Below are 17,085 nucleotides of genomic sequence, written 5' to 3'. Positions count from 1 at the left end.
TATTGGCTTTAAAAAGTTACACATTAGAAGTGATTGCCCATTAACAAATCAGTAACCCATTCGAATAGATTTATATAAGAAATTAGGGACAGTTTTAACAATAGCATTCAAATAGTAGGAACTCCACTTTGCCTTATTGACTTAATATATGTTATTGCCATTTACTTAAACCTATTACTCATGAAGTTGGTTTTGCTACATTTTAAAACTAGTTATTGTCTTTCAGCATCACTTGTTATACTAATGATAATTTCTCATGTAGCGTATTCTAATGAGATCGACGATACACCACGTATTTCTATTAAACTGTTCAATCAACCGATTATACAAGTTTTCAATGAATTGGAAAGAAAGACAGGTTATGTTGTTTATTTTACGGGATCTACTCTCGATGGTACACGGAAGATTAATGTTAACATTAGTAATGTATCCATTGACCAAGCTATTGAAAGTATTCTCGAGGGGCTTGGTGTTGATTGGGTTATTCGTGGGAAATCAATTGTGCTTAAACGATTAGATTCGAAATCTACTCAAGTATGGGAAACATGGGATACAATCCCTAGGATCTTATCCAAAGTAAAAGGTTATATTTTAAATCATGAGCGCGTTCCAATACCCGGTGCTACTGTTGTATCGAAGGGAGCTGGTGTGACAACAATAACTAATGATAAAGGATATTTTGAAATCGAGAATGTAAGATCAAATAGTGCTTTGATTATTACCTATGTTGGATATGAGACAGTGATTATCAAGCCAGAATCCGTAACAATGAGGATAAGCATGAAACCTAAAATTACGGAGTTGAAGAATGTAGAGATTGTCTCTACCGGCTATCAAGATATAAATAGAAGTAGAGTAACGGGAAGTTTTGTAAAGATTGATAATGAATTATTTAATCGGCAAGTAGGAAGCACTGTCCTTGATAGAATTTCAAATGTTACAAGTGGCTTAATTGCTGGGCCAGGAGGGCGCAGTAAGCAGGCAATTGTTATTCGAGGAGAAAGTACTTATGAAGGGAATAGTGCCCCGTTGATTGTTGTTGATAATTTTCCATATGAAGGTTCCCTTGAAAGTTTAAACCCAAATGATGTAGAATCGATAACTGTCTTGAAGGATGCTGCAGCAGCTGCAGTTTGGGGTACAAGGGCTGGAAATGGCGTAATTGTAATCACTACAAAGAAGGGCCGATTTAATAGTAAGCTCTCATTGACATTAAATGCAAATTATACTATTGGTTTAAAACCTGATATTTATTATGTTCCGGGATTGGATGGAAAGGGCATGATCGAGTTTGAAAAAATTCAGTTTGGAAAAGGACTTTATAATGCATATGATGAATTATATCCGCTATTTGGGTATTTCCCTTCCGCGCCTATTGCTGTTGAAATATTATTAAAAGCAAAGAAGGATGGAATTCAAGAACCATTAAATAGCCCTGTTGTTCAGCAGGAGTTAAATAACTTGGCTGAGAAGGATCTCAGAAGAGATGTTGAGAGATTTATGTTGCGCAAACCATCTCTTCAACAATACGCTGTTAACATTACTGGTGGATCTGACAAATATTCTTTTTATGGATCAGTTGGATATGATAGAACTAGAACAGAAAATTTGAGAGATCGAAATGCACGTGCTTCTTTAACATGGGGGAGTATGTTTAAACCTTTGAAGAACTTAGAGATTAATGGTCAGATTGTATATACTAGAACGGATGATTTGACTGGCGGATTAGCATCAAATCAAATCCTATTTGAAAACGAATTTTCTCCATACAGCCAATTGGTTGATGTAAATGGTAGAAATGTCGTGCTTCCGCATTACTACCGGTTGCCTTATGTAGATACGGCGAGGTATCCGGGGCTGCTAGATTGGCATTACCGCCCAATGGATGAGATTAATTTGACAGAAAACAAGAGTAATTCTGAGGAAACTAGAGTTAGTGCTGGATTAAAGTATTTGATATTACCTTGGATAAAGACTGAGTTTCAGTATCAAGGACAATTTATGAATCGTTCATCAGTTAGAACAAATTCAGTTGAGAGTTTTACTGTTAGGGATGGCATTAATGGAGCTATGAATTTTAAAGACGGAATATTAATTTATCCATATCCCGTAGGAGATTTGTTGGAAACTAGTAATACCCGGATGAGGAATTGGAATATTAGGGGGAGTTTAAGTGTAGATAAAGAATGGGGGTGGCATCGACTAAGTGGAATGATTGGATTAGAGTATAGGGAAAATGTTGTGTCTTCGAATTTTTTTCAGATGTTTGGGTATGATAATTCGACAGGTTCATACAAAGATGTAGATCCACTTGTACTTTTGCCAAAAAGGCCAATTGGAGCGACAAGAATCGGAACACATATAGATCCCAATTACCTACTGGATCGGTTTGGAAGTTATTTTTCAGTTTTAACATATAGTTATCGTGACAGGTATATAGTGACGGGCAGTGCAAGGCTTGATCAGTCAAATAATTTTGGGATAGATGCAAATTTAAGGCGAGTTCCACTTTGGAGCACTGGCGTTAGTTGGCATATAAATGACGAACCATGGTTCGCTGTAAGATTCTTGGACGTTTTAAAATTAAGAACAAGTTATGGTTTTACAGGTAATACCATTAGAGGTGCAACTAGTTACCCAATATTTGAGTATAAAACAGATGATACTTATGTTCCTCCAAGAGGTGGACTATTATGGGGAGAAATTACACGTCCAGGTAATCCAGGCTTAAAATGGGAGAAAGTTAGAATTATTAATTCCGGCTTTGATTTTTCTATTAAAGGGGGAAGACTGAATGGAAGTATAGAATATTTTACTAAAAGGGGACTTGATTTATTAGGTACTATTCCGGTAGATCCTACATCCGGATTTTATTACTACCAAGGGAATTCTGCATCTATGAAGGGTAACGGATTAGACATAGTGATAAATTCAGTAAATATTAAAAAAGGAAGTTTTTCTTGGAATTCAAGGTTGTTGTTTAGTACAGTGAAGGATAAAGTAATTCAATACAATTACCCTACCGAGAATACAGCACTTAGTTCTGTAAATGGTACATATACTGTTGGTTATCCACTAAGATCTGTCTTCAGTTTTAAATGGGCCGGCTTAAACCCTGAGAATGGAGACCCCAGAGTATTTATTAGTGATACTGTGAGTGAGTACAATAACATTGATAAAAGTAAGATAAATGATTTGCAGTTTCATGGTTCAAGTTCTCCTAGGATATTTGGTTCCTTTTTGAATGAATTTAAGTGGAATAATATAGGGCTTTCTTTTAATATTATTTACAGGTTCAAGTATTACTTTAGAAGAAGCTCCGTGAATTATCAGAATATGTTGAATATTGGTTGGAATGGACATGAAGATTTTGTAAATAGATGGAGGGAAAAAGGGGATGAGAATTCAACAGACATTCCTTCTTTACCAGATTGGGCATCTCCATATAGAGAGTTTGCATATTTAAATTCGAGTATACTTGTTGAAAAAGGTGATCATGTTAGATTACAGGATGCCAGATTGTCTTATACCTTACCTAGTGTTTTTTTAAATAGATTAAAGGTCCAAACATTAAATATTTATTTCTACGCTGCAAATTTAGGTATACTATGGAGGGCGAACAACCTTCGTATTGACCCGGATTATTTTTCATTTAGGAGTATTCCAGATGCGAAAAGATTTACACTGGGTTTTACGCTTAATTACTAAACAAATTATTATGAAAAAGTTCTTTTTATTAAGATATTTTGGCTTGTTTGTAATAATTGCATTTTGTGGATGTGCGAAAGATGGTTGGTTTGATGTTAAGTATGATAAAAAGGTTGGTGTGCCCACAACTGTGACTGAACTTCAAGCAATTTTAGATAATGGGGAAGTATTTAATATGTATTGCCCAATGGCGATGGAAACTGCTGCGGATGATCACTATCTTGAGGAGGATCAAGCAATGCAATTATCTGGTTTTGAGAGAAATAGTTATATCTGGATAAAAGATGCCCCTAATATAAAAGTATCTGATTGGATTGATTTAACACGTGGTAGTTATAGGAAAGTATTCGCAGCAAATTTAGTGATAGAAGGAATAGAAAAAATTAGTCCGAGAGACGAATCAGAAAGAATTAAGTGTAAGAATGTTAAAGGACAAGCATTGTTTTTTAGAGCACAGGCATTTTATTGGCTTGCACAAATTTTTGTTCCGCCTTACGATGAAGCCACATTCGATAAGAAGTTGGGTATTCCATTGCGGCTTAATTCTAACGTAGACGAGATTAGTATTCGTAGTTCGGTGAAGGAAACATACGCACAGATAGAAAAGGATTTACTGGATGCAGTTAGTTTATTACCACTAATTCAAAACTATAAAACTCGACCCTCTAGAAGTGCTGCATATGCGATGTTAGCAAAAGTTTATTTAACAAATAGGGACTATATCAATGCAAATAAAATGGCTAATCTAGCTCTGGCTGGTCAGGATGTATTATTAGATTTTTCGGATTTGAACTTTGGACCTTTTAGTAATCCATTCGAAGTATATAATAAGGAAATTATTTTTCATTCGACCATGGGGGGTAATGCTATATTTACTTTTTTTAACGTCAGAGTAAAGAAGGAGGTATATGATATGTATCAGGATGGTGATTTAAGGAAAAAAGCATTTTTCGACTATGATATTGGCACAGGTACGGTTACCTATAAAGGAACTTATGCCGGATCTGGGTACTTTTCTTTTTTTAATGGGTTAGCTTGCGATGAGTTATATTTAATTCGTGCTGAATGTAATGTTAGAACTGGGAATTTGTCTCTGGCTCTGAATGATTTGAATAAGCTTCTTAGAACTAGATGGGATGATTCGTTCAATGAAATTGTTGTAGATGATCCTGAGGAAGCATTAAGAATTATAATTAATGAAAGAAGAAAGGAGCTAATTTTTCGGGGAGTTCGGTGGTCTGATTTGAGAAGGCTAAATATGGATCCACGTTTTGCAAGTACTTTAACTCGTTCATTAAGTGGGAAGACATATACACTTGAACCTAATAGTTATAAGTATACTTTACCAATTCCTGACGACATCATTCAAATCACCGGTATGGAACAAAACCCCGGTTGGGAATAGTCATTAACAAACGCACAACATCCCCTTCCCAAAATAATCCTCACCTTCGATCCATCATGTCTAAGCATGATATTGTTCACGGAGCAGTCCAAGATAGCTTAAGACAAAATCCTTTTGAATAAGCATATTGTCCTTATCAAAATCAGGGGGAAATGTCCATCCATTTCACCCAGCCCCTCACTCTCAGCCAGTGGGGGCTTTTTATGGGTAGTAATCCCAATCACCCCTCACCAAAAAAAATCCTTAACTTGTATGTCAGCCCTTAGCATACAATGTCGACTAAAAGAAACAACAATATCGGATTAATCCAGGCCCTCACAGCATCCCCGCTGCTGGAGAAACAACTGATCGATAGCATTCCTACTGCCGTTTACACTACAGATATTAACGGCCGTATCCTCCACTTCAACGATGCCGCCGCTAAACTCTGGGGCCGATCACCTATCGTAGGGAAAGACCTCTGGTGCGGCTCCTGGAAGATATTCAAACCCGACGGACTCACGCCCATCCCCCTCGAAACCTGCCCCATGGCAGTTACCCTACGTACCGGTAAAGCAGTATTGGGGGAAGAGATCATCATAGAAAGGCCGGATGGTACACGGTCGTACGTACTGCCATCACCCAAACCGCTCTTCGATGAAGACGGACAGCTAATAGGCGCCATTAATATCCTGGAAGATCTTACCGCCAGCAGGATCAATAACGATGGTCTCCGCCACCTGGCTGCCATCGTGGAATCGTCAGACGATGCCATTATCTCCAAAACCCTCGACGGCATCGTTACTTCCTGGAACAAAGCGGCCGAACGGATATTCGGCTACACCGCCCCGGAAATCATCGGTAAACATATTTCCATACTCATCCCGGCCGATCGCCAGGACGAAGAACCCGCCATCCTCAAACAGCTGGCAGAAGGCAAACGGGTAGATCATTTTGAGACTGAGCGTGTCAACAAAAACGGGCATATCATCGATATCTCACTTACCATATCCCCCGTACGCAATGCCGCGGGCACCATCGTGGGCGCCTCCAAAATTGCGAGGGATATTACCGACCAAAAGCGGGGAGAGCTGTTATTACGCCTCGGTGAAGAGCGCTTCCGCATTGCAGTAGCCTCCACCCAGCTGGGCGTATGGGAAGTAGATCTCCGCAGCGGCCAGGTAACCTGCTCAGACGAGTGCCGGAACATCCTGGGGCTGGATATAGGTGCCGTGGCGAGCCTCCGGTCGCTGGAGGCATTACTGCACCCAGTTGGTAATACGAGGGCGCTCCTGCAGCTGAAAAGCCTTGTGCAGGACAAAGCCGGTAAAGATTATGATGCCGTACACCGAATTGTTCGTCCAGTCGACCAGGAACAGCGTTGGGTACGGGTACGGGGTTCTTATTTCCATGGCAGGGATGGCAGGCCCGAACGGCTGTTAGGCACCCTGCTGGATATTACCACGGAAAAGGAAGCGGAACTGCTGTTGGAGAATACCGTTCAGCAACGTACGGTAGAGCTGCTCCGGTCTAACGAGCGGCTGGGTAAATCTAACCGCGACCTGGAAGAGTTTGCCTACATCGCCTCGCACGACCTGCAGGAACCCCTCCGGAAGATTCAGACGTTTATAGACATGATCCGGGAGAACCCGGGAGATGTACAGGCCTTCGATAAATACTTCGAAAAGATATCTGCCTCCGCCCGCAGAATGTCTACCCTCATACGCGATGTGCTGAACTATTCCCGCCTGTCGTACTCGGAAGGGATGACGGGGGATACGGATCTCAATGAGGTACTGGGAGATGTACTGTCCGACTTTGAGAGTGCCATTACGGAGCGGGGAGCGCAGGTAACCCTTGGGCAGATGCCTGTGATAATGGGAGAAGCGTCGCAACTACGGCAGTTGTTTGCCAACCTGCTGGGGAATGCATTGAAATTCTCGCCTGAAGCTCCTGTAATCAGGATCTCGCAAAAACTAATAACTCCAGCTGAAGCAGCGATACGGTACAGCTTACCGGAGCACCGTGCTTATGTACACATCACGGTGGAAGATAACGGGATCGGGATAGAGGAGCAGTATGCCGATAAGATCTTCGCGATATTCAAACGGCTGCACACCCGGCAGCAATACCCTGGTACCGGCATTGGACTGGCTATCTGCAAAAAGATAGTAGAAAACCACCAGGGGCATATATTCGCACGCAACAAGCCCGAAGGCGGTACTGCCATGGAAGTGATACTGCCGGTGAAGTAGGTTATTTCATTAACCCGCCCTTTCCCGGAGGGCGTTTACGTTTTGCCATTTTTGTTGCGGGCTTCTTTTTAGGCTTACTTTTCTTCACAGGAGGTTGTTTCGGGGCTGGTTCTGGAGCCTTCGGAGGTTCATCCGGTAACGATACGTTAACGCCGGATATTTCGGGCTGGCTTGGTTTTGAAGTGCGGTTGCTGGTGAGCGCTTCCAGTGTTAACCTGATTTCATTTAATGATATTCCATCCGGGATCAGAAGTTTAGGATCTATCAGTAGTTTTGGATCCTGGATTTTCATGGTATCAGGATATATTTGCATGGCCCAGCTGTCTTTTACATTATACTCGGTTCCTGTCAACTCCTGAGGGAAAATATGTAAATAGAAAATACTGTTAAGTGCAATGCATCTGCTGGCAATGATTTCTATTCTCAACCGGACCTTCTCATTTTTCAGATCACCCTGCCAGATGGGGTAAAAAATGACTTGAGATTTGTTTATAAATTCATAATGTAAGTTGAAATCATTTGTTTCCCTGCTTAACAATATTTCATTAAAATTAATTTGAACCTGGTTGCTTTTTCCAAATAAGCCACGATAAAATTCAAATGTATTATTCCAGTAGTTAGATCCGGGATTTAATACTAATACTTCCATCCGCCCTGTTTGCAGGATTTTATACTTCAATACGATAAATGTACGGATGTCAGCATTGGGAGGAAGGAGATGATCTGTCAGAAACAGATCGGATTCGTTGGCGTAATACCCTAATTTACCCAATAAAGAATGGATACCGGCGCTCTCGTCAATTTGGGTGCTTTGCAGGAAATGTTGATTGAGCCTGCTGCTGGCAATGGTTAACCGCGCTGTCTGGAATATTTCAGGTTTTTGCCTTTCATTGCTGCGCGTGTTGGAAATGATGCTTTGATAAAGTTTCCGCCAGGTGGGTATTTGTCCGGAAGGGTGCCGCAGGATGTCTACAAGCGCATTGGTGAATATCCCCCCTTGCAGTGCATTGGTATAAGATTGTTCACCGGTATGGGTTGCCTGAAGTGTAATGTAGTTTTCCCCGGGAGGCAGCCATGCATCACCACCTGAGTCACAATCCATAATGAGTGTAATCTTTGAATCGCGCAGGTTAAACTCTTTGATCAGATTCCGGAATTCATCCATGTACATGAAACGATCGCGCTCATTCTTGCTGTAACCGGTGGTGTAAAGTTCCCATGTGTGGGGCCTGTCTTGTTTATTTTGTGCAGGGCCGGTAAAGTATATCAGCAACGTTTCATCTTCCTGCATGTTTTTCAGTGTATACTGTATTATTTCTACAACGTTCCTTTTATTTGAGTTCTCATAATTAGCACGGGTATAAGTGAAGTTTCTGTTGAAGAGCTTCTTTAAGATGTTTGTTAGCTTGGTAACGTCAGTAGTATCTGATGATACTTTGTGCGTAAGCTCAGGAAAGTTACCGATAAAGATGCCCCGTATCTTAGGCATAGTATCCGCTTCGTTTTTCTTTTCATTACGCTCTTTGGTTGCTGATGCAGCCTGCTGTATCACTTTTAACCTTTCGCTTACATATCCCGGTAACTTTACTTTGGTTTGTATACTGCTCTCCAGTGCCTCGTTGTCAAGAATGTAATTCCCACGCTCTCCATAGATAACCGAACTGTCCTCTAACATACTAACAGGTGGTTCTGCTGTTAACTGCAACCGTGCCGATAGTTCTTCCGGAAATCCTTCCGTGTTGTGTACAAAGCCTTCCATGAGGTTCATTATCCCCAGCGACTGGTTCACCTGCTGGCTGCCCGCCTTTTCCATCAGGGCTTTTAACAGCTTCTCTGTAGCGAGTGCAGGGCTTGATGCCATGAGGGCCGTCCATTGCTGGGCTTCCCTGAATTGCTGCAATCCCGGTTTGTTAGGTTGTGCAAGGGCATATTGATAGAGGAAAGATGCGAGTGCTTTAATGCGGTCTGGCCCAAAACGGGGATCAGATGACAGCTGGCGGACAAGTGCTGCGGATACTTCGGGCTTCATCTCATACAGATCTGGCCCTGTAATGCGGAAGAGGGAAGACAGCAATACGTCAGACACTGTGAGCGCCGGCATAATGTGCATGCGCCCCTGCCTGTCGGGCCATGCTTTGAAGTTAGCCCAGAGCTGATACAGCAGGTCGGGTGTAATGAAGGCAGGGAAGGCGGCGTGACAGGCAAGGATGAAGTGCGCTTCTTCGTAATGCGCTCCCAGCTCCGCCCTGAATTGCTCCAGTTGCGTGGTAATAGTATCTGTATGTGAAGTAATGATGTCTGGCATGATTCAGGCGTTGCGGGCAATTTTAGATTTGAACAGGCTGATGACATGGGCCATTTCATCCGGACTACCTTCCGCTATTTCAAACATAGGGCAGAACTGTGCAATCATTTCCGCGGAGGAACCATCCCAGCGGTGCTTGGGCATGGGGTTCAGCCAGGCCACTTTATGGGGCTTCAGATCCTCCAGCATTTGTACAGTATTGATTATCCTGTCTTCGTTATAAAAGCCCCTTGCGGCGCCGGCATCACTGAATAACAGGATGTTCTTAGCCGGGGCGCGGATGAACCTGTCCCACGGCATAAAGCCCGGCTGCTGGCGGTGGGTATATAGCTGCTCTGCAGCCACATTCCGGAAGTAGAGGGTAGTCCCCTTATTGCCGGGTATCCTTTCCCGGATGATATGTGCCATCTCTTCCCCGAATGCGGAGAAGGCGGCCATAGAATCACTGTTATCGATGAGGAGCGTCCACCGGGTAGTTTGCCGGGACGAGCGCTTCATGGCAAAATGATCGAAGTATCCGTTACGGGCAATATGGGCAATGGTGGCATCCATATCAATCTCCTGCCGGGCATCACTCTTTTCATTGAACCGCAGGGAGCGGAAGTGTTGCTCCATCCGCCGCGGGGCTACCGGGAAGCAGGTGCTTTTCAGCAGCCAGGAGGGAGCGTTTAATACATCTTCAAGCGTAGTAGCCAGCTGGCTTTCCGGCGTGCCGCGGGCAGGCGCTTTGCCGATATGTAGACTAAAGAATCCGCTTTTCCGGCTGATCTCCATATCCTGCCTGCTGGGTGGAACGGGTAATTCCTGGCTGGGTGGCAGCGTGGGCGGGGTGTAAGTAGGCGGTGGAGGAGTACCGGGGGCTGCGGCTGTTGGAGCAGTGGCGGCAGTATCAGGATGAAAAGGTATATCAACGGTTTCCCGGAAAAGGCGGTGCAGCACTTCGCGGTTCAGTACGGGGTTGTTGCGGTGATGCGGTTTCAGCCAGAGCTTTTCGCAGAGCAACAGCAGCTCATCCTGCGAATTGAAGCCGTATCCCTGCTGCAATGTTTCCAGCAGCAGGAAGTAGGAAGGCATATCCACCGTTTGGTGGCCTGCCTGCCGGTCCAGCTGCCGTACGGCGGCAAACAGGCGGTAGAGCGGTAGTTGTATATCAGCGGCCGGCGTTTTCATGGAAGCGCAATACGGAGTGAATGTTTTTGAAAAGTATATGATGGAAAGGAACCTGCCGCATATCTCTCGCTTTCAGCTTTTCCACTTCCACCACCATCCGTTGTACATGCGGCGCTTCACTGCCGGGTGATTCCTGGTCACTGAAATGCTTCAGGGCAGAGAACCAGTCGAGGAACTCGCTGGTGGAAATATTCTTACCGATACTGAGCACTTCCGCCTGTATGGTTTTACGCAGCTGCAGGAACATGTGCAGTGCATCGTCCAGCAGTGGATCAGTAGTAGTGGCTTCGTTGTAATAGCGGGCGGATACGATTTCGCGGAGCGTTCCTTCATCCAGCGGTTCGATATAATGGAATAGGCAGCGGCGGAGGAATGCGTCCGGCAGGTCTTTTTCAGAATTGCTGGTGATGATCACCACCGGGCGGAAGTGGGCGCGTACTGTTCCTGCGTTAGCCTGTGTGGCATCCAGCTTCATTTCGGGGATGTCGAATTCCATCCGCTCCAGCTCGTTGAGCAGGTCGTTGGGGAAGTCGATATCGGCTTTGTCGATTTCATCGATGAGAAGCACGCAACGCTTGTTGTGGGCGGTAGAGCTTTTAAATGCTTTCCCCAGCGGACCGAAATGTATATACCGCTCCATGTCCGTTACATCGCCGCTACTGGCAGTAGCATCCCGCAGGCGGTGTACCTGGTCAAATTCATACAGCCCGTCGCGGGCACGGGAGGTAGATTTAACGGGCCATTCTTCATAGTGCTGAAAAAGATCGTTACCGTATAATTCATGTGCCACAGCTTTGGCAAGGAGGGATTTGCCGCAGCCGGGTTCGCCCATAAGTACCAAAGGCCTTTCCAGTAACATGGCGAGGTTCACGGCCTGTACGAGGTCGGGTGCCGGAATATAAGGATGTAGCTGCTGGGCAATGCCGTTGCGCGCTACGGTTTGTGTTTGTTTCAGACTTTCGCCGGTATAGCGGAGGGGAGTATGCATATGCGCGGTTATGTTTTTTCGATGATTTGATGAACGAGGGCCTGCATCCTGGCTTTATTTCTTTCGAGCCTGAGCTTTCCTGTTGCTATCGCCTTCACAGTGGTACGGAACCATCCGCCGGTATTTGCAAGGATGTTGTCGAGCGTGGCTATATCATACCGGTCGTTCAGTTCCTGCACGAAAGTGCTTTCCCAGTCGAGGATATGATGCTGCCGGAGGGGCTGTACTACCGGTACCAGCGACAGCTGCTGGCCTAATGTGACTTCTGATTGCAGGAGAGTGAGGTATTCGTCTTCCCGGTCGGTTTTGAAACACGGTGCTTGCACCACTTTGCAATTACTGTCTATGATAAAGGCGTAAATGCGGTGTTGCAGCGATGCTACCTGCTGCGAACCCCATTGGCTGATCAGTGTTTTCCAGAATTCAACGATGCGGGGCAGCTGATTCCCTGCAGGGCCGGCAATGTTGCGGAACATAAACAGGTAATTGATACGGGTATTACCTTCCGGGCCAACGTAATTACTGAACAGTCCTTTGGCGATGTTGGCATGGTCGCTTACCGCTACACCGGGCAGCAGCCTGTTCCTGATCTCCTGCCAGAAATCGCCCAGTGTACCTGAACTGAAGTCGAAATGAAAGGTTTCGGTATTATTCCGGATCGACAGCCAGTCCTGGATATTACGGGACAGGTGATCAAGACAGCAGTCGGCAGAGCCGTGCAGTACAAAGCCATTGAATACCTGCTTTGGCCTGCCCATGAGCTGGTTGATGAAAGTGCGCTGGTCGAGGTAATTGAGTTTGGGAAGATGCTGGCTGTAACATTGGAAGATCTGCTGGTCGAAGCAGTCGAACGATAGCTCCTGTTGTTCTTTTTCCTGCTTCCGGATGTTGTTTTCCAGATCGGCAAGGGTAGCTTCTATATTATCGATCTCCTTTTGCATATCCTTCACCACCTGCTCCAGTGCCGGGTTAGCCTGGCCTGCCAAAAGCACAGCCTTAACCGGGTTCAGCTGACCCTTTTTCTTTTTCAGTTCCACTTTCAGCTGGATGATCTTTTTGTTTTGTTCCTTAATGCTGCCGGTGATCACTGCTGCTATGCTGTCGTCTTTAGGCGGAGGGTCGAGCAGTTTCCAGTCGAGGATGGCTTCAGACCGGGTGTAGAGCCCCCAGGGCGGTGTTTCCTTATCCTTCCCCAGGAACCCGTTCACTTTGCCCTTAATGCCACGGGTGCCGCCGGTTTTCTTATCAGTGAGGAGATCTGCCGATACGATGGCATTGCCCTGGTAAGTGGCTTTATAAATGTTCTGGTCTACCTTAAAATCATTCGGCAATGCGCGTGCCTGTGCCATGTTAAAGGCTTCTGCCAGCGGCGTATTATCGAAGAGGTAGGAATAGAAGGTTTCGGAGAATACTTTCGCGATATAATCGAACACGGGCCGGTCGGTAGCTACCACGGCGCGGATGGAGGTATGCTCCAGTACATACTTCACAAACCCCTGTGTGCTGCATCCGTTCAGTACCAGCACATCCAGCCGGGTACAGCGTTGCAGCTGCTGGATGAGGGTATCTGTCCGTAAGTCTTGATTATTCAGCAGCAATGCGGAATGATCGGCATGGCCGGAATAGTGGAACACGGTGATCTGGTTTTCCACTTCACGGATGTTCTCTGCTATCTGCGTGATTTCATCTTTCTCCTGCCATTGGCCGGTGAGCTCGTAGTGGAAATTCCAGTCGTCGTTCTTCTCCAGTTTTTTAAAGAATGTCTGTAGCGATTCCTGTTCTTCTTTCAGATAAGGAAGGTGCCCCGCCGTACCTGGTGGCGGATTGGAAATGATCCCGAAAAGCCGGTGTTTGTAAGATCCCATAGGCTAAACCATCATGTCTTTCAGTAATTTGATGCTGGTATTGTAATCGAAATAATTAAGGTGATGCGCCCCGGTAACAGTGGATGCCTCAAGGTATTCCGCCGGAACGGTTTTGATGCTCTCCACGCTCACCGCAATGTCATTGCTGGTATTCCAGTACAACAGTTTTCCTACCGCCAGTTCTATCTTTTCCATCAGCCCGGTATCTTCCGCTTCCAGTTTGTATTTGTCGGAATCACCTGCCAGGATGTAGTAGCGGGTCGTAATCGGACCGCTGTACTTATTCAGTTGCACGAGGAATTTAGAACCGGTGTTCATTTGTGCGAGGGTATGCGTTATTACACCGGTAGCTGCCAGCCCTTTGTTCACCACGTCGAGAAAAGGGCCCCAGGTGCCGAGGAACTGCCTGCCGTAGTTACAGGCGAGGGTGAGGATGCCGGTAGCCCAGTTTCTTACCGTCACAATCTTCCCGAAGGCCGATCCGTTATTGGGCGTGCCGGCCATAATAAGCCGTTTTACGAAGGTATCGCCATGCAGCCGCTCAATCATATGGCGGCTCACCAGTCCGCCCATGGAATGCGCCAGAATGTCGATCTGCTTAGTGGGAGAGATGCCGTTTTGCTGGAGGAGGTCCAGCAGTTCCACCGCGATCTCTTCTATGGGTGTATTGAGATTTTCGTAATCGAAGGTAAGGATGCAGTCGTATTGCTTGCTGGTAAGCAGCGAGCCGAGGTTGGCGGAGAGCGATTTGGTATTGCCGATGATGCCATGTATCACAAGGAGTATCTTTTTAGACTGGGCAATCTTTTTATCTACCTTGCCACTGCTGTATACCGGTTCCCCGTCGGTGTATTCCAGGTACCGTAGCTTAAACACTTCCTCTTCTTTCCCGAACACCACTTTCAGGAAGGAGAACCATAAAGCCCTGCCAAGGCTTTTACCGGCGGCTCTCCGTTCGTCCGGCTCAGAAGGAGCGTGGTGGATATACATTTTATGTTCTCCGTTGGCATCCGGCTCCAGGAAGCCCAGCGGTATTACGATCCCGTTTTGCATGGTTACGGCTATCACCGCCTCGTTGGGTTGCAGGGGCTGGCGGATGCGAATCTCCAGCGGATGGTCTGCCAGTGTGCCGTCGTCTTTCACTTTGGTGAGTTCCACCACGGTATTCACGGGTAAACCACGGGAGGGTGGGGTTACGGGCAGGAAGGAGAATTCTTCTCCCGCAAAGAGTGATTGCAGCTCTTGTGCAGGGTTCAGTCCTTTGGCGCCTGAATGTGTTGGTGTAAGGGCAACCTGAGCAGTAAAGCCGGTGGCGGTGCCGATGGAGATGGAACCATTATCGAACCGGTGGCTTTTATCCACCTGCTGGTTGCTACGTACAATGCGTACCCTGATCGATTGTGCGTCCCAGTCTTTACGGGTGGGCTTTTTAGTGCCTCTTGCACTTCCGATGCCCTTCGACAAATGCACGATCTCCCTTTCCAGCTCCCTCGATTCCTCTACGAAGTAATCCGCGAAAGGGAACAGGGAATATACCAGTTTAAATACTTCCGATTCTTCGTTCACATCATCATCCGTCAGCATAAAGGTGAGATAATCGCCGGGCGGATTGCAGAGCAGCGCAATGGGCTGGTCTTTCCGGAGTACACTGGTATCCGTATCTGGTGATTGTTTTTCGATGGCGTATTTAGATGAAAGGTGGTACAGCGCCACGTGGTACTCCACCTGTGAGGTATTGTTCAGTTTAATGCGGAAGGGGATCTCGCTGCGGTCGTCGTTAATATCCACGGTTACTTCGTGGCCTTCGCAGTCTTCCCACTGCCCGTTTTCGTTCATCAGTTGGAGGCCGAACTCGAAGTTGTCTGCCGGTATTTTACTCTGCGGGTTATCCATTTCATCGAGCGCTTTCCATTTACCGATCTGGCCCAGTGCCTCGCCGATATAATGGCAGGCTGCTTCGGTGGTGCCTTCCACTCCATGAACCAGTTCATTGTTATGCGCGGTGCGGATGGTAAGCTGATTATCGCTCGTGCCGAGCCGGTAATCGAAATGCTGGCCCGGGTCCTGGTGATAGTAGATGGAAGAATCTCCCGGCAGAAGGGGTTGCACCGTATTGGCTTCGGGCCCTTCAATGAGTATGCAGAGCTTAGGCGGGAGGTTGATGAGGGATGCCGAATAACGGATACTCCCGTCACTGCCTTCGGGCATGCGGATGATGCTGTCGGTCAGCCCCACATGTGTAATAGTAGCGGTGATGTCGGGCTTATCCTGCTCCGGATTTTTATATAGCAGCACCTGGCATTTGGCATAATCCTTTTCGGTGGCGGGTATACCGTGGAGCGCACCTGCGTTGATGGTCCATTCGTTTTCCGAGAACTTCGCAAGCAGCAGGGGCGCATTGGGATTGGCATCCGGCCGGAGGAAGAACTGATCGGGATTGAACCCGCCGTATATCTTGAGCTGGGGCGTTTGCTGATTGGATTTCTTTTTGATAACGGCGTATAATGATTCATATAACTGCGCATAGGTTTTGCCGCCGGGAGCTTCCTGCAGCAGGCGCGTCAGCCATCCGGAGAAAACACCGCGGGCTGTAATGTCTTCATACGCCAGCTCATGCCTGCCGCAGGCTGCCAGCAGCAGATGCCGCGAGGCAGGGATGGCCAGTTTACCTGCTGCATGAAGGCTGGTATAGCTCAGGGTGTCGGCAGACAGGTAGTCATCCAGTTTACGGGGTGTTTCTGCAGTGCTGGTAAAGCGTGCGAGGCCCGAGTGCTGAATGGTTTTAAGCGAGCGCGTGGCCGAGCCGGAATGGCAGGAGTCGAGTACCACTACTGCATGCGCCTTTTCAGGAACGAGGGAAAGCAGCAGGGCCAGTTCTTTATCTGCCAGATCGAATCCCCCGGGAAGGCGGCTGTCATACAGCACGAGTGTTTCATCCAGCCCCTGGCTGTCTTCGTTCAGTGCCACGAACTCCGGCGCGGAAGGGGCATAAGAACCATGGCCGCTGTAATAGAAAAGCACAGTGTCGCCCTCGCTGATGGCGGGGTTGTGAATGAGATGCTCGCGGAAGGCGGTGATCACTGCTTCACGGGTAGCTTCGCTGTTAGTAAGGGTGCGGACGTTGGCAGGAGAGGCAGGGTGGCGGCTGAGAATATAATCACGCATGGCGTTCACATCGTTCAGGCAACCATTCAGCCCGGAAACACCGGATTCGGGATGATATGCCGATACGCCTACGAGTAGTGCAATGACAGATGACATCTGGGGAGATTTTGAGGTTATGTATACCCAATTTACTGAATTGGAGTGGATTAGTCAAGATTATTCTGAGGGACTGCAGGCAAACAAATAGGTGTGTTTCTGAATGATCCAAAGCAATGGAAATTATGTAAATTGAATGGCCTAATTGA

General features: G+C 46.5%; 8 protein-coding genes. 3 read left to right on the top strand and 5 right to left on the bottom strand.

Annotated features, from left to right (window positions below):
- The first annotated feature begins 180 nt into the window (after positions 1–180).
- The 3 genes from DEV76_RS07510 to DEV76_RS07500 all read left to right on the top strand — a co-directional run bounded on the left by DEV76_RS07510 (position 181) and on the right by DEV76_RS07500 (position 7,347).
- Complete coding sequence (locus DEV76_RS07510) at positions 181–3,708, top strand: SusC/RagA family TonB-linked outer membrane protein (RefSeq protein ID WP_109696791.1); 3,528 nt, start codon at positions 181–183, stop codon at positions 3,706–3,708.
- 10 nt (positions 3,709–3,718) lie between these two features.
- Positions 3,719–5,113 (top strand): RagB/SusD family nutrient uptake outer membrane protein, encoded by a 1,395-nt coding sequence (locus DEV76_RS07505; RefSeq protein WP_198651979.1) that lies wholly within the window; start codon positions 3,719–3,721, stop codon positions 5,111–5,113.
- Positions 5,114–5,385: 272 nt separating this feature from the next.
- The gene (locus tag DEV76_RS07500) at positions 5,386–7,347 is read left to right on the top strand and encodes a PAS domain-containing sensor histidine kinase (protein ID WP_109696787.1); all 1,962 of its coding nucleotides are present in this window, start codon (positions 5,386–5,388) and stop codon (positions 7,345–7,347) included.
- A 1-nt stretch (position 7,348) separates the two neighbouring features.
- Here DEV76_RS07500 and DEV76_RS07495 read toward each other — a convergent pair whose 3' ends face one another.
- Genes DEV76_RS07495 through DEV76_RS07475 form a run of 5 tightly spaced genes read right to left on the bottom strand, consistent with a single transcriptional unit; the run spans position 7,349 to position 16,936 of the window.
- Positions 7,349–9,652: a caspase family protein gene (locus tag DEV76_RS07495; RefSeq protein WP_109696785.1), complete on the bottom strand. Its 2,304-nt coding sequence runs from the start codon at positions 9,650–9,652 to the stop codon at positions 7,349–7,351.
- 3 nt (positions 9,653–9,655) lie between these two features.
- On the bottom strand, positions 9,656–10,822 hold the full coding sequence (locus DEV76_RS07490) for a hypothetical protein (protein ID WP_109696782.1): 1,167 nt from the start codon (positions 10,820–10,822) through the stop codon (positions 9,656–9,658).
- A complete protein-coding gene (locus DEV76_RS07485) occupies positions 10,803–11,810 on the bottom strand; it encodes an AAA family ATPase (protein ID WP_109696781.1) in 1,008 nt (335 codons plus the stop codon). Before DEV76_RS07485 ends, DEV76_RS07490 begins: the two co-directional genes overlap by 20 nt.
- A gap of 8 nt (positions 11,811–11,818) precedes the next feature.
- Positions 11,819–13,675: a C25 family cysteine peptidase gene (locus tag DEV76_RS07480; RefSeq protein WP_109696779.1), complete on the bottom strand. Its 1,857-nt coding sequence runs from the start codon at positions 13,673–13,675 to the stop codon at positions 11,819–11,821.
- 3 nt (positions 13,676–13,678) lie between these two features.
- Positions 13,679–16,936 carry a caspase family protein gene (locus tag DEV76_RS07475; protein ID WP_109696777.1) on the bottom strand — a complete coding sequence of 1,086 codons (3,258 nt, stop codon included), beginning with the start codon at positions 16,934–16,936 and terminating at the stop codon, positions 13,679–13,681.
- Between the last annotated feature and the right edge of the window lie 149 nt (positions 16,937–17,085).

Source organism: Chitinophaga deserti (assembly GCF_003149455.1).
In the GTDB taxonomy this organism is placed as follows: domain Bacteria; phylum Bacteroidota; class Bacteroidia; order Chitinophagales; family Chitinophagaceae; genus Chitinophaga; species Chitinophaga deserti.
Note: the sequence above shows the minus strand (reverse complement) of the source record. Positions and strands in the feature narration are given on the sequence as shown.